Source organism: Streptomyces sp. NPDC020299 (assembly GCF_044387825.1).
Classification (GTDB): Bacteria; Actinomycetota; Actinomycetes; order Streptomycetales; family Streptomycetaceae; genus Streptomyces.
This window is the reverse complement of sequence record NZ_JBIRWL010000008.1, coordinates 247,183-268,117: the sequence shown is the minus strand read 5'-3', so window position 1 is coordinate 268,117 and position 20,935 is coordinate 247,183. Positions and strand designations below refer to the sequence as shown.

General features: G+C 72.2%; 15 protein-coding genes. 7 read left to right on the top strand and 8 right to left on the bottom strand.

From position 1 onward, the window contains the following. Window positions 1-88: 88 nt before the first annotated feature. The 6 genes from ACH45E_RS22225 to ACH45E_RS22200 all read right to left on the bottom strand — a co-directional run bounded on the left by ACH45E_RS22225 (window position 89) and on the right by ACH45E_RS22200 (window position 9,336). Window positions 89-2,584 carry a SpoIIE family protein phosphatase gene (locus ACH45E_RS22225; RefSeq protein ID WP_361445621.1) on the bottom strand — a complete coding sequence of 832 codons (2,496 nt, stop codon included), beginning with the start codon at window positions 2,582-2,584 and terminating at the stop codon, window positions 89-91. A gap of 93 nt (window positions 2,585-2,677) precedes the next feature. After that, the gene (locus tag ACH45E_RS22220) at window positions 2,678-3,058 is read right to left on the bottom strand and encodes a hypothetical protein (protein WP_361445618.1); all 381 of its coding nucleotides are present in this window, start codon (window positions 3,056-3,058) and stop codon (window positions 2,678-2,680) included. Between the two features lie 423 nt (window positions 3,059-3,481). Then, a complete protein-coding gene (locus ACH45E_RS22215; RefSeq protein ID WP_361445615.1) occupies window positions 3,482-4,405 on the bottom strand; it encodes a MurR/RpiR family transcriptional regulator in 924 nt (307 codons plus the stop codon). Window positions 4,406-4,541: 136 nt separating this feature from the next. Next, window positions 4,542-6,305, bottom strand: coding sequence for a phospholipid carrier-dependent glycosyltransferase (locus ACH45E_RS22210; RefSeq protein WP_361445612.1), 1,764 nt, complete (start codon window positions 6,303-6,305; stop codon window positions 4,542-4,544). A gap of 36 nt (window positions 6,306-6,341) precedes the next feature. Beyond that, window positions 6,342-8,276 (bottom strand): phosphatase PAP2 family protein, encoded by a 1,935-nt coding sequence (locus ACH45E_RS22205; RefSeq protein WP_361445609.1) that lies wholly within the window; start codon window positions 8,274-8,276, stop codon window positions 6,342-6,344. A 160-nt stretch (window positions 8,277-8,436) separates the two neighbouring features. Continuing rightward, entirely contained in the window at window positions 8,437-9,336 is a 900-nt protein-coding gene (locus ACH45E_RS22200) for a BadF/BadG/BcrA/BcrD ATPase family protein (RefSeq protein WP_361445606.1), read from the bottom strand. A 178-nt stretch (window positions 9,337-9,514) separates the two neighbouring features. On the opposite strand from ACH45E_RS22200, the gene ACH45E_RS22195 reads away from it, so the two are divergent. Beyond that, window positions 9,515-10,642: an ROK family protein gene (locus ACH45E_RS22195; RefSeq protein ID WP_361445603.1), complete on the top strand. Its 1,128-nt coding sequence runs from the start codon at window positions 9,515-9,517 to the stop codon at window positions 10,640-10,642. A 38-nt stretch (window positions 10,643-10,680) separates the two neighbouring features. On the opposite strand, the gene ACH45E_RS22190 is transcribed toward ACH45E_RS22195, so the two are convergent. Further along, a complete protein-coding gene (locus tag ACH45E_RS22190) occupies window positions 10,681-11,859 on the bottom strand; it encodes an ROK family transcriptional regulator (protein WP_361445600.1) in 1,179 nt (392 codons plus the stop codon). A gap of 246 nt (window positions 11,860-12,105) precedes the next feature. On the opposite strand from ACH45E_RS22190, the gene ACH45E_RS22185 reads away from it, so the two are divergent. From ACH45E_RS22185 to ACH45E_RS22170, 4 genes are all read left to right on the top strand, one after another. Continuing rightward, the gene (locus tag ACH45E_RS22185; RefSeq protein ID WP_361445597.1) at window positions 12,106-13,431 is read left to right on the top strand and encodes an extracellular solute-binding protein; all 1,326 of its coding nucleotides are present in this window, start codon (window positions 12,106-12,108) and stop codon (window positions 13,429-13,431) included. A 116-nt stretch (window positions 13,432-13,547) separates the two neighbouring features. Continuing rightward, the gene (locus ACH45E_RS22180; protein WP_361445594.1) at window positions 13,548-14,459 is read left to right on the top strand and encodes a sugar ABC transporter permease; all 912 of its coding nucleotides are present in this window, start codon (window positions 13,548-13,550) and stop codon (window positions 14,457-14,459) included. After that, window positions 14,456-15,352: a carbohydrate ABC transporter permease gene (locus ACH45E_RS22175; protein WP_361445591.1), complete on the top strand. Its 897-nt coding sequence runs from the start codon at window positions 14,456-14,458 to the stop codon at window positions 15,350-15,352. Before ACH45E_RS22180 ends, ACH45E_RS22175 begins: the two co-directional genes overlap by 4 nt. A gap of 2 nt (window positions 15,353-15,354) precedes the next feature. Continuing rightward, complete coding sequence (locus ACH45E_RS22170; protein WP_361445588.1) at window positions 15,355-17,061, top strand: hypothetical protein; 1,707 nt, start codon at window positions 15,355-15,357, stop codon at window positions 17,059-17,061. Between the two features lie 42 nt (window positions 17,062-17,103). On the opposite strand, the gene ACH45E_RS22165 is transcribed toward ACH45E_RS22170, so the two are convergent. Then, on the bottom strand, window positions 17,104-17,763 hold the full coding sequence (locus ACH45E_RS22165) for a nucleoside/nucleotide kinase family protein (protein ID WP_361445585.1): 660 nt from the start codon (window positions 17,761-17,763) through the stop codon (window positions 17,104-17,106). 83 nt (window positions 17,764-17,846) lie between these two features. Between ACH45E_RS22165 and ACH45E_RS22160 the strand changes: the two genes are divergently transcribed. Then, on the top strand, window positions 17,847-18,587 hold the full coding sequence (locus ACH45E_RS22160) for an HAD-IA family hydrolase (RefSeq protein ID WP_361445582.1): 741 nt from the start codon (window positions 17,847-17,849) through the stop codon (window positions 18,585-18,587). Continuing rightward, the gene (locus ACH45E_RS22155) at window positions 18,584-20,926 is read left to right on the top strand and encodes a glycosyl hydrolase family 65 protein (protein WP_361445579.1); all 2,343 of its coding nucleotides are present in this window, start codon (window positions 18,584-18,586) and stop codon (window positions 20,924-20,926) included. The genes ACH45E_RS22160 and ACH45E_RS22155 overlap by 4 nt, the downstream gene beginning before the upstream one ends. Window positions 20,927-20,935: the final 9 nt, after the last annotated feature.

Sequence of the window (20,935 nt, the reverse complement as noted above, 5' to 3'; positions counted from 1 at the left end):
CCTCAGGCCGTGGCGGGCGGCACTCATGTGTCCAGGCGTCGGCCCTGGCCCGGCAGGCGCCCGGTCCCGCCGGCCCAGGCGCCGCGCCTCAGGCGGAATCGGTCGGCACCCGTATGTCCAGTACGCACACGTCGTCGCGTCGTTCGCCCTCCAGCATCGAGGTGAGGAGGGACTCCAGGGCTCCGGGGCCGTCGGTGTTCTGGGCGAGGACGGCGGTGGCCAGTCGGGCGAGGCCCGCGTCGATGCCCTCGCCGGGGCGTTCGACCAGGCCGTCGGTGTAGAGCAGCAGGCGGTCGCCGGGTTCCAGACGGCACTCGGCGGCGTGGTAGACGGGCGCGGCGGACGCTCCGAGCAGCATGCCGGCGGGCCGGTCGAGGAAGCCGGCCTCGCCCCCGCGCAGGAGCAGCGGCGGCGGGTGGCCCGCCTGGGCCCAGGCGAGCCGGCGCCCTTCGGGCTCGTAGCGTGCCAGGACCATGGTCGCGGTGCCGTGGCTGTCCCGGGAGTGCAGCAGCAGCATGTTCAGCCGGGCCAGCGCACCGGTCAGCGACGAACCCGTGCTGACCATGCCCTTCGCGGTGAAGCGGAGCTGGGCCATGGTGGCGACGGCGCCGATGCCGTGCCCCGCCACGTCGCCGACCACGAACAGCGCGTTGTGGTCGGGCAGTTCGATGGCGCTGAACCAGTCGCCGCTGACGTGGATCTCCGACTGGGCGGGCACATAGGCCACGTCGACCCGCAGCCCGGCCAGCCGCACCGGCTTGCTCGGCAGTGGCAGCAGCGCGTGCTGGAGCCGGGCGGCCATCGCCCGCTCCGCCTGCAGGATGCCGCGCTGCATCAGCACCGCCCGCTCGCTCTCCACCAGCGCCAGTTCGGCGCTCCGCTGGGCGGTGAGGTCCTGGACGAACCCGTGCACCTCGACGGGCGTGCCGTCCTGGTCGGCCACCGCCTCCGCGACCGCCCGCAGGTGCCGGACCCCGAGCGCGGTCCTGACCCGGAACGGCACGTCGAACGGCCGCCCGGAGCGCACGAGGCCGGTGACGGCTCGTGAGACGGCGGGGGCGTCCTCCGGCAGCACCAGATCCGGCAGGTGTTCCAGGGCGACGGGGCCGCGCGCGGGATCCCGGCCGAGGACCGAGTACGCCTGGACCGACCACAGGGCCTCGTGCGTCAGCAGGTTCCAGTTCGCCCAGCCGAGGTTGCCGAGCCGCTGCACGTCCGCCAGCCGCTGCTCCTGGCGGTCGGAGGGGTCGTGCCGGATCCAGCTGACCACCAGTTGGTCGCCCAGCCGCGCGGCCCGCACCGAGTAGGTGACGGTCTGCGGCACCTCGGCCGTCATCTCCTGGTAGGCGAACGGCTCACCCTCGTACGGTTCCCCGGTCGTGAGCGCCGCGAGGTACCCCTGCCACAGGGGCTCGCCCGCGACGGACGGGTAGCACTCCAGGATGCGCAGGCCGACCAGCTCGCGTCCGGTGCGGTCCAGGACGTCGATCGAGTCCGGGGTCGCGGCGTCGATCCGGTAGTCCTCCACCTCGCCCGACGGGGAGCGCAGCGGGGTGAGCAGGATCGCCGTGCCCGGCAGCACGTCGAACACGGCCTGCACGGCCTCGGCGACGCTCGGGGTGGCGTGCTCCCGAGGTGCGTCGAAGGCGCGCAGCCGGCCGGCGCACAGCCGGGCCACGGCCAGCAGGAACGCGCGGGTGCGGGGCGCGAAGGGTCCAGCGCGTCCGCGCAGCACCCCGAGCGCCACATCGGCCCCCTGCCCGGTCGACACGGGCAGCCAGGCACGCGACCGCCACCGCTCGGGCGGATCCCCCATCAGCAGGTATCGCGACCGGTCCGCGGGCAGATCCTCCAGCCAGCGCGGCTCCCGGTTCTCCAGGGCGTCCAGGGGGGCGACCCCGCCGAGCGGCGGGACCCGGTGCCACTGGGCGGCCAGCGTGCCGCCCACACCGGCGTGCCCGATCAGTTCGAGCCCGCCCTCCGGCAGCCGCTTGAAGAGCAGCACGGCGTCGGCCCCCGCCTCCGGCCCGAGCCGCTCCAGCAGGCACACCGCGAGCTCCTGCGGCGAGCCCACCCGCACCAGCGCCTTGCCGATCCGTCCCAGCGCCTCGGAATGGTCGTCGGGCCCGGCGGCCTGCAGGGCGGCACCGGGCCCGACGGGGGGCGCGGTGACCGTGCGGATCACCGGGGCTGTGTCCTCGCCGTCCTCGCCGTCCTCGCGGTCCACGTCGTCCGCGTCGTCAGCCTCCGCCGGCACCGCACGCGGCCCCGTCTGCCCGGCCGGGCGCGCCGCGTCGTCGAAGCCGTCCAGCGGCGGCATCAAGGCGCCGAGGGTCAGCCAGCACTCCTCGATGAGCGTGTGGCTCCCGTTCTTGGCGCGCTGGAGGAGTTCCTCGTGGGCATGGTCCGGCGAGCACCCGGTGAGCGCCATCAGGGCTCCCTTGGCCCGCTCCACGACCGCCGATGTCGCCGCCAGTTCCTGGAGCCGGTCCATCTCCGCGCGCTGCCTGGCCACGATCCTGGCCAGCGCCGCCAGGTCGGGGACGCCGCCGCTCTGCGAGGAGGGCGCGGGCTCGCTCGTCACGCGAACGAGCATTGCACACCGGGACCGGTCCGATCACCGCTGCGGCGGACCGGTTTTCCCGGCCATGTGCCCCTGGTGTGCCCGGGGCGGCCGTCAGCGGCCGGTGCTGTGCCCGACCAGCGCCTCGGTGACCGCCCGGACGCTGCGGGCGATGTGCTGGAGCTGGAGCACCTCGGCCGCGTACATCTTGATCGTGTGCTCGATGACCGACTCGGGCACACCCAGCGTGGGCAGTTCGGCCCGCGCGGTCTGCAGCGCGGTCCGGGCCACCCGGATCTCGTGCTGGACCTGGATCTGGGCGTGCCGGGCGAGCAGCACGGGATGGCGGATCAGCGCCGGGTAGCTGCCGTAGCGGGCCGGGACCAGCTCGCGCAGCCACTTGGCCGCCGAGCGCTCCCAGTCGTAGCTGCCGGGCGTCTTGACCTGGCAGGGCCAGTCCGGGCGGGTGCGCGTGGTCGTGAGGGTCATGGTCATCGCTTCCGGGTGTGCGGCGTCGTGAGGGTGGTCCGACGGGGGTGTGGCGGCCCCGGTCTAGGGGATGACCGGGGCCGCCAGGGGCGCTCGTGCAGGAGACGCCCGATCGAACACCCCGGGCGCCGACGCGGGTAGGGGACGGCGGCTGGGGGTGTCCGTGCAGGGGCCCCGGAACGTCGGTCGCCGGCGCGGCGTGCGGGCTTGCGTGCGCATGGGCGGTCCGTCGGCTTTCTCGGGGCACGTGCGAGGTGAGTCCTTGGGTACGGAACGGTCCCCGGAGTCGGCCGGGTGCGATCCGTGAGCAGTATTTATATATGCCGTCGGCTTTGCAAGACGTATGAAAACATTCATGCGCGCTTTGGGGTGAATGATCCCTCTACGATCCCCGGTCCCGGGGACCCCGCCGGTCCCCGTCGGTCCTCGTCAGTCCTTGAGGAAGAACTGGTGCTGGTCGGCGACCTGCTCGTACTCGTCCAGCCGCGCCTGGGTGCGCTCGGGGTCGGCGTCGGTCATGGCCTGGAGCAGCGCGGCGGCCAGCAGACCCGGTGCGGCGTAGGAGTCGAAGACCAGCCGGGAGCCGGTGCCGGTGGCGAACGTGACGTCGGCCTCGTCGGCCAGCGGACCGAGCGCGAGGTCCGTGATCAGGGCGACCTTCAGGCCGGCGCCGCGCGCCACCCGGATCGCGGTGAGCGTCTCCTGCGCGTGCCGGGGCATGCCGAAGGCCAGTACCCACGTCCCACCGGCCTCGCGTGACTGGAGCAGCGCGTCGTAGGCCACGCTGCCGCCCCGGGTGACCAGCCGTACGTCGGGGTGGATCCGGCGGGCGGCGTAGGCGAAGTACTCGGCCAGGGAGACGGAGATGCGCAGGCCCAGCACGGTCAGCGGGGCGGACCGGGACAGCTCGCGGCCGACCTGGACGACCCGGCCGGGGTCGGCGAAGTCCCGCCGCAGGTTCTCCAGGTTCTGGATCTCGGCGTCGACGGCCGCCTGGAGTTCGTTGCTGCGGTCCTCCTCGGCCGCGCCGGGGCCGCCGGCGAGGGTGCCCAGCGCGATCGACTGGAGCTTCTCCCGCAGCGCCGGGTAGCCGCTGAAGCCGACCGCGGCGGCGAACCGTGTCACCGACGGCTGGCTCACGCCGACCCGGTCGGCGAGGTCGGTGATCGACAGGAACGCGGCCTCGGTGATGTTCTCGATGAGGTACTGGGCGATACGGCGCTGCCCGGGTGACAGCCGGGGGCCGTCGAAGAGTTCGCGGAGCCGGGAGGTCGGGGACGCGTCGGCCTCCGGGACGGCCCTGCCCGAGGTGATCGCGGATGCCTGCGCACGTGCCTGCTGGGGCGATGGCACCGGTGCGCCTCCTTTGTCTCCCACGAAGCTCAACATAGCTCACGGACCGTGGTGACCAGGGGCTTGTGCGGGAACAACAGCCCCTTCCGCACGGCGAATACACGACTCGCGCGGGAGGGGCCGGCGCCGGCGGTGGTCACCGCCGGTAGATGGTGATCGAATGACCGACGTCGTCGATCGGACGGCTGCTGTCGATCAGTTCGGCCAGTCGCCCGCGCGCCTTGGCGACCGACGAGTCGGACACCACGAGCAGCCCGTGCACCTCGCTCGGCGGCACCCGGCGCGGATCGGCGGCGTGGATGCCGTAGTACGAGGGCAGAGCAGCGCCCTTGTAGACGAGCCAGACCCGCTCGCCCCGGTACCGGTCCTTCAGCCGGTCGGCGAGCCGGCCCAGGTCCTGCCCCCAGTCCACGTTGGAGTCGTGCAGCCGCAGATGCGTCTTCGCCGGTCCGCCGAACGCCTCGTTGGAGTACGGCAGGTAGTAGGGGAACGTCCGCACGGAACTGACCGCGACGAACAGCACCAGCGTCCCCGTCACCACGGGCGCCCACCGCCATCGCACCGCGAGCAGACAGGCCGCCCCGACCGCCAGGAACATCGGCACGAACACGGCGTAGCGGGTGCCGAAGTCCCGTGAGCCGGTCATCGCCGCGGCCAGCAGGACGGCGGGCGGCAGCAGCACGTACGGGGCCGCGGGCCGCAGCCCGCGCACCCGTACGGCGGCCACCGTCCCGGCCGCCCACAGGGCCAGCATGCCGAGCGGAGTCTTCACCAGCAGGGCGGCCGGGAGGTAGTACCAGAGCGAACCGGTGTACAGCCGCCCGAACAGATAGCCCTGCCACGGCCGGTCCTCGAAGGCGAACTGCACGAGCATCCCGTCCCGGTACGCGCGTGGGAACGGCAGCAGCCCGGCCAGGCGCCCCCGCAGCCCGTGCACGACCGGCACGGGGTCGGCGGGCGCGAAACGCAGTCGCGGATCGACGGCCAGATAGCTCACCCACACGACGGCGACCGCGGCGAGCAGCACGACGGCCGCTCCGGCCAGCCCGCGCGCCAGTGCCCGGCGGCGGTCGGCCCCGGCCCGCCGGTACACGGACAGGACGGCCAGCAGCATCAGCACCGGAATCGCCGGCAGCGCGCTCATCTTCGTCGCCACTGCCGCCCCGAGCGCCGCCCCCGCGAGGGGCAGGTACAGCCGGGGCCGGCGCCGCGCCCGCCACACCAGCCACGCCGAGGTCAGCACGAACCCGGCGGCCGGCACGTCGAGCGTGGCCAGCGAGCCGTGTGCGATCAGGTCGGGGGAGAAGGCGTACAGCGCGAGGGCCACCAGGCCCCCCACCGTGCCGGTGACCTCGCGGGCGAAGGCGAACGCGACCAGCCCGAACAGCAGCGTCAGCGCGATCACCGGCAGCCGGGCCCACAGCATCAGCCGCCAGGGGTCGTTGCCGGACTCGTAGAGCAGATGGCGGCCCACCTCGCCCTGGTCGCCGTGGTACGAGGCGTCATAGCGGGGGTCGGCGGCCGCGATCCCCGCCATGATCACCAGCTTGCCGAGCGGCGGGTGCTCGGGGTTGTAGCGCACGCGGTGCTCGCGCAGATAGTCGGTGGCGGTGGCCACGTACACCGGCTCGTCGATCGTGGGCGTCTGCCGCGCGGCCGTCGTCACCATCGCGCCGGCCATCTGCGCGAGCAGCAGCGCCACCAGGAGCGGCACCAGCCCCCGCCGGTGCCGGCGCAGCCCGGCGGACAGGCGCGCCCGGACGGGCAGCGCCGTCCGCGGCGCCGGGCCGCCCGCGTCGGGGGCCTCGGGTTCGAGGACCGAGTGCTGTTCGCGTGTCATCGTCCGCCCCGCGGTGTCCCGCGCCGGCCGGTGGCGGCGGCGATCGGAGGGCCGTGTCATGGCCCTACTGTCGCATCGCCCCCGCCACCGGGCGCGTCACCGCCTCACGAGTCGTACCGACAGACCGTCTGCCGTATACAGCGGTACGGCGCGCAGCCGGTCGGAGTTCACCTCGACGCGGTCGAACTGTCCGCGCAGCCGCGGTACGTCGATCACCGGCACCGTGCTGCCCTCGGCGGGCGGCCGCTCGGCGTCCAGCCGCAGCGACAGCACGCTGCCCCGGCCGAGCACCGCACGCCGCTGTACCGCCAGCGGCGCCTCGCCGCCCGCGCTCAGGGTGACCTCGAGGGCGCCGGCGTCCTGGCCGTACTGCCCGCGCACCCGGGCCCGCCCGGCCACCCGCAGCGTGCCGTCGGCGACCCGCACGTCACCGTGCCCGAAGGCGTCCTCGGACCCCGCCACCAGCGTGCCCGCCGCCAGCACGGTCCCGCCCGAGTACCGGTTGCGGCCGGCCAGGGTGAGCGTGCCGGTGCCCCGCTTGGTCAGACCGCCGCGCCCGTCGATGTCGTTGCGCCAGCTGTCGGCCGCCGAGAAGCCCCCGGCGGCCGCGTCGAGGGTGACGCTCACGTCGGAGTCGAAGGCTCCGTAGCCGTCCGCCGCCGCGAACAGGTTCAGCCGGCCCCACTGCTCGAAACCGTCGAGCAGCACGTATCCGGCGGGCAGCCCGGTGGTGCGCAGCACCTCGCGCCGCTGCGCCGCGTCGAGGTACGGCAGCCGGGTCTCCAGCAGCACCTCCGCGCCCTTGGGCACGGTCAGCGGCGCGCTGTGGCCCTGCCGGGTCAGGACGTACGTCAGCCGGGGCGTGACCGCGCGGGCGTTGGCGGCCCGGTCGGCGTACGGGTCGGTGTCGGGGCCGGCCGCGTGGGCGTAGGCGTACAGGGTGTCGGCGTCCGTCCCGGTCCGCTGCTCGAAGTACGCCAGCGCCTGGGCCCGGGCGGCCTGCTTGAGGGCGGTGTTGGCCGGGTCGGCGAGGGTCGCGGCGGCCAGCGCGGTGGCCATGATCCGGCCGCCGAGGACGTCGACGGTGGAGTGCATGCCCGCCATGATCCGGGTGTGGCTCAGCTCGAAGGCACGGGTCACCAGCTCCTGGAAGCGCTCCGGGACCGCGTACGCCAGGGCGAGGCCCGCGAGGTGGAAGGCGTTGGTGTGGCCGCTCGGGAAGCCGCCGTCGTCGGTGGGGGAGGTGCCGCGCTGGCGCAGCAGCTGCGGGGCGACGACCACCCTCGAGTCGTACACCGGGTAGCCGAGCGCGTCGGTCCTCCCCGTGTCGACGACCTCGCTGTCCTCGTTCATGCGCCACGGCCGCGGGTACTGGTAGGCGTACTTGGCCGGGTTGCCGGAGGCGTACGGGCCGCGCACGGTGTCGACCAGCTCGGCGACCTTGCCCAGCGCGGAGTCGTGGGAGCCCGCCCCGAGCGCGGAACCGGCCGGGGCGCCGGCGGGCACGGCGTCGTCGACCTTGGCCGGCGGAGTGCCGTCGGGGGCGGAGGTGATCGAGGTGACCGCCTTGGCACCCGCCTTGTACAGGTCGGCGAGCGGTCCGAGCCCGGCGATCATCGCGTAGCTCTGGTGCTGCCGGTCGTAGACGAACGCCTCCTTCGCCTCGGCGTCCGTGCGCGCTCTCGTGATCCGGGCGCAGTAGCGCATGTTGGCGCGCAGCACCTCGGGCCGCAGCACGGCGCCGGTGTTCCACGCGGAGCCCGTCTTCCACACCTGGGCGAACCCGTCGAGGACCCGGACCACCGCGTTGGTGTCGGCGGTCTGGTTCTGCAGGACGTTGCTCTTGTAGTCGTCGACGAACGCGGCGGGGGCGGTCGCGGCCTTGGCGTCGGCCGCGGCCAGCCAGCCGGCGAACGTGGGCGCCGCCAGTACGCCCGCCGAGGCGCCGAGCGAGGTCTTGAGGAACCCGCGCCGGCCGACGGCGCGTGCGCGGACCGGCGAGGGGGAGGGGTGCCCGGCTGGTGACGGCATGCGTGTGCCTCTCGTGTGTTGTTCGGCCTGTGGCCTGTTGTTCGGTCCTCTGCGACCGAGGGGGGAGGTGAACAAGCGAAGATCTATGAGGGAGCCGTGTCCCGTCGGCGAGGGCCCGGCGACCGGCACGTGGCCCGCGGGTGAACGCGGGCCGCGCGGTTCACAGGATCGAGCGCGCCAACGCCACCGCGCCCTCGACCGGGGGTACGTGGAGGGGGTGCGGCCGGGTGCCGGGGAGGGCTTCGGCGAGTGCGGCGGTGAAGGCGTCGTACAGCCGGGGCTGCGCGAGGACGGTGCCGCCCGCGATCACCACGTCGTCGGCGGCGGCCCCGCGTTCGCCGAGCCGGACGACGAGCGCGGCGAGGGAGCGGCCGCCCGCGGCGATAACGTCCCGGGCGAGCGGCGATCCGGCGTCGGCCGCCGCGAAGACGACCGGGGAGTGCCGGCCCCACTCCGCGGAAGCCTGGGTGGCAGCCTCCAACGCCGCTCCGAGCGCGGGTACTTCGGCGACACCGAACGCCTCGATCAGTGCCGACGCCAGCGCGTCCGGAGCCTCGCCGCGGTCGTGGGCGGCCCAGACGGCGCGCGCGGCCTCGCGTACGAGTCCGGCCGCGCCGCCCTCGTCGCCGAGCACCGCGCCCCAGCCGCCGACCTGGACCGGGGTGCCGTCGGCGAGCCGGCCGACCGCGACGGAGCCGGTGCCGGCCACCAGGCCGACACCCTTGTCCAGTCCGGCGGCGGGGACGAGGAGTTCGGCGTCGCCCACCACCGACGCGGGCACGGGGAGGCGTTCGAGGAGCGCGGCGCGGATCTCCTCGCACTGGCGGGGCGTCTCGCAGGCGTGGCCGCCCACGGCGAGCGCGGACGGGCGGGCCCCGGCCGGCAGTGCCTCGCGGACCAGCGCGGCCAGCCAGTCGGCGGCGGCCGCGGGGTCGTGCGGCCGCCAGCCCCCGCTGGTGCGCACATGGTCGGCGACGAGGGCGTCCGACGCGATGGCGCGCAGATGGGTCTTGGTGCCGCCCACGTCGATGCCGACCACCAGGGGCGTGGAGTTGCGCACGGATCCTCTTTCGTCGTTGCCCTTGCCGCGACCGCGGAACGTGCCTCGAACCGGCGGGAGGCAGCGGGACACCCCGGGACGGCCTCGTGGGGGAACCACGGCAAGCCCTTACCATGAGGTTCGTTAGGAAATTAACTAACGAAGCAGGGTGCGTCAAGAGGCCGGAACTGGGGAGAACATGCACCTGAGTGACAGTGCCCGCGCGGTGTTCGAGGTACTGGCCGGGGCGGGCAGCGCGACCCGTCCCCAGCTCGCCGCCGGTGCGGGCCTTTCCAAGCCGACCGTCTCCCTGGCCGTGGCCGAGCTGGAGACGGCCGGGCTCGCCGCCTGCTCCGGCACCGCCTCGGGCGCCACCGGCCGGTCCGCCGCCGTCTACCGTCTCGGCCGGGCCGCGGGCGCCGTACTCGCCGTCGATCTGGGCCCCACCCGGACCCGAGTGCGCGGCTGCGCCCTGGACGGCACCCTGCTCGCCCAGGGCGCCGGTTCCCGGCCGGGTGCCGCCGAGACCGTCCACGAGGTCCTCTCGGAGCTGCCCGCCGACGCCCCGCTGCGAGCCGTCGTCGTCGCCGTCGGCGATGTCACCACCCGCGACCGGGAGGGCACCGGTATGCGTCCGGCGACGGCCAAGGCCGGTCCCGCCTTCGACGCCCTGGCCGTCGCGCTGCCGGGGGGCGTGCCCGTACACCTGGAGAACAACGTCAACTGCGCCGCCCTCGCCGAACTTCACGAAGGCACCGCCCGCGGCCGCGACACCTTCGGCTATCTGCGGATCGGTGTGGGGCTCGGCCTCGGCATCGTCGTCGGCGGCCGGGTCCTGCGCGGCGTGAACGGAGCCGCCGGCGAGGTGGCCCGCCTGCCCTACCCCTGGGACGAGGGCCGCGAACCGGGTCCCGAGGCCCTGGAGCGGCACATGGGGTCCCGCTCCCTTCTGCGCCGCGCGGCCCGGGCCTGGCAGGACGGCGACGGCGTCCGGCCCCGCACCACGAAGCGGCTGTTCGCCCTCGCCGGGCAGGGCCATGCCACGGCCCGCGCCGTGGTCGCCGGTCATGCCGCCGACGTGGGCAGGCTCGCCGCCGCCGTGACCGCCGTTCTCGACCCCGGCCTGATCGTCCTGGGCGGCGCGGTCGGTTCCGAGCCGCAGCTCCTGCCCGGCGTGCGGGCCGAGCTCGCCCGGCTGAGCTGGCCCACCGAGGTCGTCAGCAGTGAGCTCGGCGACAGCGGTACGGTGGCCGGCGCGGCCCGGCTGGCCGTCGCCCGGGGAATCCGGACCGTGACCGGTGACCCGGTCCGCGCTTCCGTCCGGTGACCGCCCTCAGGGCCTGCCCGCGCACCGCGAACGGCGGATCACGCGAGGTACGTCGCGGAGCGGGCGTGCTCGATCGTCAGCGCGCTCACGCCCGTGATCGCCGCGTCGAAGCCGAGCTCGCTCACTGCTATGCGCGGGACCCAGGGGATCCGGCCGACGAGGCGCCTGGTGAGATGCTCGGCGGACTCCTCGCTGTACTGGGCGAACGCCCCGGCGAGCACGATGACCTGGGGCGAGAGCACGACGGAGATGGCGACAAGAGTGAGTGCCATCAGGTCGAAGAACTCGTCACGGGCGCGTACGGCCTCGCTGTCGCCCGCCCGGCAGCGGGCCATCATCGCGCGGAACGCGGGACCGATACGCCTGCCGTGCAGGCCCTCTCGCGCGGCGAACGGAAGCGCCTGCGCGGCAAGACTGGACTCGATGTCGCCCTGCTCCGTGAAGTAGCGGGCGAACGACGCGCTGGAGGCCAGCAGGAAGCCGATCTCACCCGCGGCCGACCGGTGCCCCCGGTACAGATGCCCGTCGTTGAGGATCCCCGCGCTGAGCCTGGCGCCGAGCACGAAGGCGACGGCACTGTGCGCGTCCGCGAGGGCGCCGCTCGACCACTCGCCGTAGGCGGTGGCGTTGGCGTCGTTCTCGACATGGACCGGAAGACCGCACCGGGCCGACACGATGTCGGCGAGCGGCAGCTCCCGCCAGTCGAGTTCCACCGCCTTGGACACCACCCCCGCGTGCACGATGCCGGGAACCGTGATGCCGACGGCGACGATCGGCGATGTCACCCCCGTCCGCGTGGAAGCCAACCGGTCCACGAGCTGAAGCAGCCCCTCGATGCGGGCCGCGCCGGCGTCCGAGCCGTCCAGATCGAAGCTCAGGCTTTCCTCGTACAGGGTGGTCCCGCCCAGGTTGACCACACGCCCGCGAGCCGTGTACTCGGTGACGTCGACCGCCATGATGGCGCGGGCCGACGACGCGAACCGCAGCAGCGACGAGGGCCGGCCGACCGAGGATCGCATCTGGCCCGCGACCTCGACCGATCCCTCCTCGATGAGTGCCGAGCAGAGCCGTTCGACGGTGGCTGAGCCGAGGCCGGTGCGCTCCTGGATGTCGCGTCTTGACAGAGGTCCGTGCTCGCGTAGAACGTCGAGGATCGCAGTCCGGTTGATTGCGGTGACGTGCCGTGTCGTCGCGGTGCGCGGCGCCCGTGGTTTCACAACACTCCCCTGTTCCCCCAGATAACCATCGCACTGATGCCAAAGGCAGTCTGCCGCCCCCTGCTGCCTTGAAGCCAGAGGCTAGCAGGCACTTTGTGGAGTGAAGGCGACCTCAAGGGCCACGAATATGTAACGAGACGCCGCCCACTCCTTGTGGGTTTTTTCATCACAGTGATAAGAAACGGGGCACCTGCTACTGCCAGCGGCCGGCGCCGTGCTCCGTCCGCTACGACGAAGGGATCAAAGATGATCTGTGTGGGTGTGCGGCGCTCCCGCCGGCTGGGCGGCTCGGTCCGCCGCCTGGTGCCCGCGGCCGCGGCGGCCTCGGCGGCCGCCCTGCTCCTGTCCGCCTGTGGGTCGGGCTCCGACTCGGGCGGGACCTCCAAGTCGCTGACGTTCTGGATCTCCACGGTTCCGGGGCAGGACGCGGGCTGGAAGAAGCTGGTGGCGCAGTACAAGAAGGAGACGGGCGTCAAGGTCAAGCTCGTCAACATCCCCTACGACGGCTACCCGACGAAGCTGCACAACGCCGCGCAGGCGAACTCCCTGCCCGACGTCGCGGACGTGCCGGCGCTGGACCCGATCTGGTCGAACAAGCTGATCGACCTCAGCTCCATCGCCAACAACAAGAGCTACAACATCAACGCCAACTTCCTCGCCAAGGACTCGTCCGGGAAGGTGCTGTCCATACCCTCGGACGTCACCGCGTCCGGCCTGTTCATCAACAAGACGCTGTTCAAGAAGGCCGGCGTCTCCGTCCCGGCCTCGCCGCAGAAGACCTGGACGTGGACCGAGTTCATCAAGGCGGCGAACAAGGTCCGCGAGAAGACCGGCGCCAAGTACTCCCTGACGTTCGACCAGTCGCCGTCCCGGCTGCGCGCCATGGTGTACGAGATGGGCGGGAAGTACGTCCACGCGGACTCCTCCGGCAAGTTCTCGGTGGACAGCGCGACCAAGAAGGCCGTGAAGACCTTCGTCGGATGGAACGACGACAAGACCATGCCGAAGTCGGTGTGGACCAGCGGCGCCGACCCGTCCGCCATGTTCCAGAGCGGTGACGTGGTCGCCTACTGGTCCGGCGTGTGGCAGGTCCCCGCCTTCGCGGACAGCATCAAGAAGTTCGACTGGGCGAGCGTCCCGACTCCCGCCCAGCCGGTGCAGGCCAGTGACGTCAACAGCGGCGGCATGATGGTGGGCTTCAACAACAACGGCGCCGCGGCCACCGCCGCGAAGAAGTTCATGTCCTGGGTGTACGAGCCGAAGCAGTACACCGAGCTGGTCGAGACCTCCGGGTTCCTCCCCGTCGAGAGCGGTCTGAGCCCGAAGTACCCCTTCACCTCCGAGGCGGCCCAGGCGGCGTTCAAGCTGTACAACGAGGAGATCCCGCTCTACGCCCCGATCTCGGGCTACTTCAACGGCGCGCAGACGAACTGGGTGCTGAAGGGCAAGAGCCTCACCGAGGACCCGACCAAGACGGAGCTGGGCAAGGCGATCAACGGCCAGCAGTCGCCCGACAAGGCCCTGGAGAACATCGTGGCCGGCTACAACCAGCAGGTCGGCGGCGGATCGTAGGCCAGTGGGCCCGGGCGGCGGGGTCGAGACACCGCCGCCCGGCCTCGGCGTCCCATGACGCCGGGCTCAGGGCGTGAGCCCACAGCAATCCATTCCACCAGCACGGAGTCAGGAAGATGACAAAACGCGCCTCGGACGTGTCCTCGAGCCCGCCCAGGAGACGCAGCAAGTACATCCTTGCGCCGCTCGTCCTCATCGCGGCCAATGTCGTGCTCTTCTCGCTGTTCTTCGTCTGGCCGGCGGTGATCGGGCTCGTCTACTCGTTCACGAACTACACGGGTGTGGGGGCGTTCCAGTTCATCGGACTGGACAATTACCACAACCTGTTCGGGGACTCGACCTTCTACGACGCGCTGACCCGGACGCTGCTGTACGCCGTGCTCTTCGTGCCGCTGAACTTCGCGGTCTCGCTGCTCATCGCCAACGTCCTGGTGAGCAAGCACGCCAAGGGTGCGTCGGTCGCCCGCGTCATCTTCTTCATCCCGTGGCTGCTGTCGCCCATCGTCGTGGGTGTCCTGTGGCGGTGGCTGTTCGGTGAGAACTTCGGACTGGTCAACTACGTCATCGAGAAGCTCGGCGGAAGTGCCGTTCCGTGGCAGTCGGACGCGGACCTGTCGTTGCTCGTGGTGGTGATGGCGGCATCCTGGGCCTGGACGGGCTTCTCGATGCTGCTGTTCATCGCGGCGATCAAGAACGTACCGGTGTCGTACTACGAGGCGGCCTCGCTCGACGGCGCCGGCCCTTGGCGCCAGTTCTTCAGCATCACGCTGCCGAGCATCGCGCCCACCTCCTTCATCGTCATCCTGCTCAACACGATCAACGCGATGAAGGAATACCCGGTGTTCGTCTCCCTCAACAACGGCGGACCAGGAACGTCGAACAACCTGCTTGTCCAGTACATCTATGAGACCGGCTTCAAACGGGGCCAGATCGGCTACGCGAGCGCCGCGTCCTTCGTGCTCATGCTCATCCTGATGGTCGTCGCGATCATCCAGCTGATCGTCAACCGGCGGGTGGAGAACCGATGACAACCACAGACATGCCGCGCAAGGTCGACGCCGGTTCGCGGACCCCCTCCAAGAGGCGGTCCCACAGCGGGAGCGGCGGGACACGGCGGGCGGTGTCCGCGACGACTCTGCTGTGGATCCTCGCATGCCTGTACGGGTTCCCGGTGCTGTGGTTCATCCTCAGCTCCCTCAAGCCGGCCAGCGACCTGTTCTCCTATCCGCTGACGCTGATTCCGCACAACCCCACCCTGTCGGGTTTCAAGGCAGCGTGGGACAGCGCCAACTTCTCGCAGTACTTCATCAACACGGCCATCGTGTGCGTGATCACGACGATCCTCACGGTGGGAGTCAGCTGCTGCACCGGGTACGCGCTGGCCAAGTACGACAACAAATGGCTCAAGGCCTTCTTCATCTGCATCCTGGCCACCACGATGCTGCCGTCCGAGGTCATGCTCGCGCCGGAGTTCCTGGTGGTCCGCAACCTCGGCCTCTACAACTCGTTCGCCGGCATCATCCTCCCGGCCGTGCTCACCGCGACCGGATGCTTCATGTTCCGCCAGTTCTTCCTGACGATTCCCGACGAACTCGTGGAAGCCGCACGCATCGACGGCGCCCGCGAACTGTCGATCTTCCTGCGGATCATGGTGCCGCTCTCCCGGCCCATCATGCTGACCCTCGCCATCATGTCCTTCCAGTGGCGGTGGAACGACTACATCTGGCCGCTGCTGATGCTCAACGACCCGGGCAAGTTCACCGTGCAGATCGGCGTCCAGAGCCTCGTCGGCGCGCAGAACATCAACTGGTCGGTCCTGCTCGGCGCATCGGTCATCTCCATGATCCCCCTGATCGTCATCTTCCTGGTCTTCCAGCGCTACGTCATGGGCGCCGACATCAACGCCGGACTGAAGGACTGACCGTGCAGCACACGCTTGACTGCGAGTTCGTCCGCGAGGCGGCCCGCGCCGCCGACCGGCCGGCCGTCCCGCTGGCGGCCCGCCCGGACGAGGAACCAACCGGGGTGGCTCATCGCGGTCTGGCGCACCGGGTGAAGACACTGCTCGCGGCGCACCGTTCACCGGACTCGGCGCTGCACGGCAGCGAGCGGGCCGTCGCCGCCGCGATGACCCACCTCGCCGCTCTCAGGGCCCTGCAGACCTCCTCCGGCCTCTTCGCCGGCGGCGACAACGTGCAGTCGCCCCCGGATTCCGCGTTCACCATCAACGACGTGTGCGACGCGCACGTCATCGCCGCGAGCGGGGGGCCGGAACTGGGCGAGGCCGCCGCCGCCCTCGCCGAGATCGCCGGCGCGGCCTCCGAAAGCCTCCGGACCGGCGGGATCCACACGCCGAACCACCGATGGGAACTGTGCGCGGCACTGGCCCGGCTGCACCGGTCGTTCCCGGACGGCCGGCTGCTCGACCGGGTCGACGCGTGGCTCGCCGAGGGCGTCGACATCGACGCTGAGGGCCTGTACTCGGAGCGGAGCGCCAACTACGCGGCCCACGTGTCCAACCCGTCGCTGCTGCTGCTGGCCGAGGTGCTCGGCCGCGCCGACCTGCGGGACGCCGTCGAACGCAACCTCACCGCGACCCTGGACCTCATCCGGCCGGACGGCACGGTGGAAACCGTCCACTCGCGGCGGCAGGACCAGGGCCGGCCGTTCTCCCTGGCGCCCTACCTGCCGCACTACCGGCTGCTCGCGATCCGCACCGGCCGGGGCGACTTCAGCCGAGCGGCACGGTGGGCGGCGGCCGGCGGCATCGACGACCCCAACCTGCTCGCCGAGACCATCCTCACCCCCGACCTGTGCCGCGAGCTGCCGGCACCGGCACCGGAAACCCTTCCCCGCGACCGGTACATCACCACGGCGCGCCTCGCCTCACGCGCCTCCGCCACCGCGCACACCGTCGTGTACGGCGGCTCGGACGTGCCCGAGCACCGGCGCATCCGCTCGGGCCTCGCCTGCGACCCGACCTTCCTGCGGCTCTTCGCCGGCGGTGCGGTCCTCGACGCCGTGCGGCTGTCGCGGGGCTTCTTCGACCTGGGCCCCTTCCGTGCCACGGAGATGGCATCCCTCGGGGACGGCCGGTACCGGCTCACCGAGACCCTCACGGCCGCCTACTACCAGCCGCTCGAGCCGGCCGGGCGCCGGGCGGACGGCGCCTATGAGATGGCGGACGAGGGACGCTTCTCGGCCGCGATGTCGTTCGGGCAGCGGCCGCGTGACGAGGTCTCGCTGACGACCCGCGTCGATGTGGAACTCCGCGACGACGGTGCCGACCTCCGGTTCGACATGGCCGGTCCACGCGTGCCGTGGGCACTCGAACTGACCTTCCGGCCGGGAGGCGTCGTGCACGGCGCCGAACCGCTGGGCGAAGGACGCTGGTGCCTCGGCTCCGGGGCGATGACGTACCGGGTGGGCGAGGACGAGATCCGCGTCGAGGCCGGCGTCCACGCCGGCGAACCGCTGGCGGGGCCGGACCGAGGCGATCTGCTGCGGTACGACCCGGGTCAGGACTACACGTTGCTGCGGGGGACCGACGCGACGACGGGGCCACGTGTCTGCCTCGGTGGATTCGGCCCGCACACGCTGAGCGTCACTCTGAACGCCTTCCGTGGGTGACGCTCGTCCTGGAACGGCTCGACGGCCCCCTGCCCGCGCGGCTCACGCCGCGGATGCGCCCGGCGGCAGCGCGCTGACCGGGACGATCAGGTCCGCCCGGTCCCGGGTGGCGGCGACCAGCTCGGCATTGGGCTGGTCGCTGCGCGTCACCCACGCCACCGCCTCCTCGTGCCCCTTGCCGAACTCCTCGTGCCGGGCGATCAGACGGCGCAGCCGCTCCGGCTCGTCGAGTTCGCAGAACCACACCTCGTCGAGCCGGCTCCGGACGCGGGGCCACGCGGCCGTGTCCAGCAGCAGGTAGTTGCCCTCCGTCACCACCAGCCGGGCCGTCGGCGGCACCGGGACCGCGCCCGCGACCGGCTGCTCCAGCACCCGTTCAAAACCCGGCGCGTACACCACCTCGTCCCGCTCCTCGCGCAGCCGCCCGAGCAGCGCCGCGTACCCGGCCGCGTCGAAGGTGTCGGGCGCGCCCTTGCGGTCCCGGCGGCCCAGGCGGTCCAGTTCGACGTCGGCGAGGTGGAAGCCGTCCATCGGGACGTGCGCCACCCAGGGCTCCCCGGTGCCGTTGAGCGCGCGCACCAGGTGTTCGGCGAGAGTCGACTTGCCCGCGCCGGGGCTGCCGGTGATGCCGAGGAGTGCGCGCGGGCCGCTCTCGGCGAGGGAGCGGGCGCGGGTGAGGAGGTCATCGAAAGTCAGGCGCACGCGGAGAGTCTGTCACCTGCGGTGCAGCGGAGTGTGGCGCGTACCACCCACTGGAACCCGTCAGGTGGGGAAGTGTGCTGGGTATGTCTGAACTCGGTCTGCCCGACACCATCCAGGCCTGTCTCTTCGACCTCGACGGGGTCGTCACCAGGACGGCCGTCGTGCACGCGGCCGCCTGGAAGGAGACGTTCGACGACTTCCTGCGCGGATACGAGGGCGAACGCGCCCGGCCGTTCGACGCGGTCGCCGACTACGACGAGTACGTGGACGGCCGCCCGCGCGCGGACGGGGTGCGCACCTTCCTCGCCTCCCGGGGCATCGAGCTGCCCGAGGGCGATCCAGGCGATCCACCGGACGCCCGGACCGTGCAGGGCATCGGCAACCGCAAGAACCAGCTGGTCCTGGAGAAGATCCGTACCGAGGGCGTCGAGGCCTACGACGGGACGATCCGCTACATCGAGGCGGTCCGGGCCGGCGGACTGCGGACCGCGATCGTCTCCTCCAGCGCCAACACCCGCGACGTGCTGCGCTCCATCGCCGCCGAGCATCTCTTCGACGTCCGGATCGACGGCGTGGTCGCCGCCGAACGGGGCCTGCCCGGCAAGCCCGCCCCGGACACCTTCCAGGCCGCCGCCCGCGATCTCGGCGTCGAGTACCGGCGGGCCGCCGTCTTCGAGGACGCGCTGGCCGGCATGGACGCGGGCCGCTCAGGCGGCTTCGGGTACGTCGTCGGCGTGGACCGGGTCGGTCAGAGGGATGCCTTGTACGCGCACGGCGCCGACATCGTCGTCGAGGACCTCGCCGAACTGGGAGGCAAGGAGTGATCACCCAGCGGTCGTACGCCGTCGAGCCGTGGACCGTGCGCGAGACCGACCTCGGCCTCGACGTGCTGGCCCAGAGCGAGTCCGTGTTCGCGCTGTCCAACGGCCACGTCGGCTGGCGCGGCAACCTCGACGAGGGCGAGCCGCACGGCCTGCCCGGCAGCTACCTCAACGGTGTGCACGAGGTGCACCCGCTGCCGTACGCCGAGGCGGGCTACGGCTATCCGGAGTCGGGCCAGACGGTCATCAACGTCACCAACGGCAAGATCCTCCGGCTGCTGGTCGACGACGAGCCGTTCGACCTGCGCTACGGCAGGCTCGTACACCACGAGCGCACCCTGGACCTGCGGCGCGGCGTGCTGGAGCGGACCTGCGAGTGGACCTCTCCCACGGGGTCGACGGTACGGGTGCGTTCGACGCGGCTCGTCTCGCTCACCCAGCGCGCGGTGGCCGCCGTCGCCTACGAGGTGGAGCCCGTCGGCAAGCGGGCCCGGGTGGTGATCCAGTCCGAACTGGTCGCCAACGAGCAGCTGCCGCAGTCCAACGGCGACCCGCGTGCGGCCATGGCCCTCCAGTCGCCGCTGGAGCCGGAGGAGGACTTCGCGTCGGGCGGGCGGCTGCGCCTGGTGCACCGCACCCGCCGCAGCGGGCTGCGCGTCGGCGTGGCCGCCGACCACGTCGTCAGCGGCCCCGAACGGACCACCACGAGCAGCGAGAGCCGGCCGGACACGGCCCGGCTGACGGTCACCTCCGTCCTGGAGCCGGGCCAGCGGCTGCGGGTGGAGAAACTCGTCGCCCACGGCTGGTCCGGCACCCGTTCGCTGCCCGCGATGAGCGACCAGGTCGACGCGGCCCTCGCCGCCGCCGCGCACGACGGCTGGCAGGGACTCCTCGACGAACAGCGCGCCTACCTGGACGACTTCTGGGCGCGCGCGGACGTCGAGGTCGACGGCGACGAGGAGATCCAGCAGGCCGTCCGCTTCGCCCTCTTCCACGTGCTCCAGGCCGGCGCCCGCGCCGAGCAGCGGGCGATCCCGGCGAAGGGGCTGACCGGCTCCGGCTACGACGGGCACGCCTTCTGGGACACCGAGATGTTCGTGCTGCCCCTGCTGACCTACACCGCGCCCGAGGCCGTCGCCGAGGCGCTGCGCTGGCGGTACAACACGCTGGACTCCGCGCGCGAACGCGCGGCCCAACTCGGCCTGGAGGGCGCCGCGTTCCCCTGGCGCACCATCGGGGGCTCGGAGGGCTCGGCCTACTGGCCCGCCGGTACCGCGGCCTTCCATGTGAACGCCGACATAGCCAGTGCCGTGGTGCGCTACGTCGCCGCCACCGGGGACACCGGCTTCGAACGGGACACCGGCGTCGAACTGCTGGTGGAGACCGCCCGCCTGTGGCGCTCCCTCGGCCACCACGACCACCACGGCGCCTTCCACATCGACGGGGTCACCGGACCCGACGAGTACAGCGCCGTCGCCGACGACAACACGTACACCAACCTGATGGCCCGGGAGAACCTGCTGGCCGCCGCCGACGCCGTCGAACGCCACCCGCGCGAGGCGGCCCGGCTCGGCGTCGACGACGAGGAGAGCGCCGCCTGGCGGGACGCCGCCGAGGCCATGCACATCCCCTACAACCATGAACTCGGCGTGCACGAACAGCACGCGGGCTTCACCCGCTACCAGCAGTGGGACTTCGCGAACACCCGCCCCGACCAGTACCCGCTGCTGCTGAACTTCCCCTACTTCGACCTGTACCGCAAACAGGTCGTCAAGCAGGCCGACCTGGTGCTGGCGATGTACACCTGCGACGGCGTGTTCGACGACGAGCAGATCGCCCGCAACTTCGCCTACTACGAGCCGCTCACCGTAAGGGACTCCTCCCTGTCGGCGTGCTGCCAGGCCGTCATCGCCGCACAGGCGGGCCATCTGCCGCTCGCCTACGACTACGCGGCCGAGGCCGCGCTGATGGACCTGGCCGACCTGGAGCACAACACCCGCGACGGACTGCACATCGCGTCGCTGGCCGGCACCTGGATGGCGCTGGTGGCGGGCTTCGGCGGAATGCGCCGGGACGACGGCGGGCTGCGGTTCGCGCCGCGGCTGCCGGAGAAGATCCGCCGCCTGGCCTTCACCGTGCGGTTCCTCGACCGCCGGCTGCGGGTGGAGGTGCACGCCGACAAGGCCACGTACTCCTTGCTGGACGGCCCCCCGCTGACCATCGGTCACCACGGCGATCCGCTCACCCTGCACCCCGACGAGCCGGCCGTCCGCGCCGTACCCCAGGTGACACCGCGACCGGCCCCCGAGCAACCACCACACCGCAGGCCCGCCGGCCGCTGACCGGGGGGC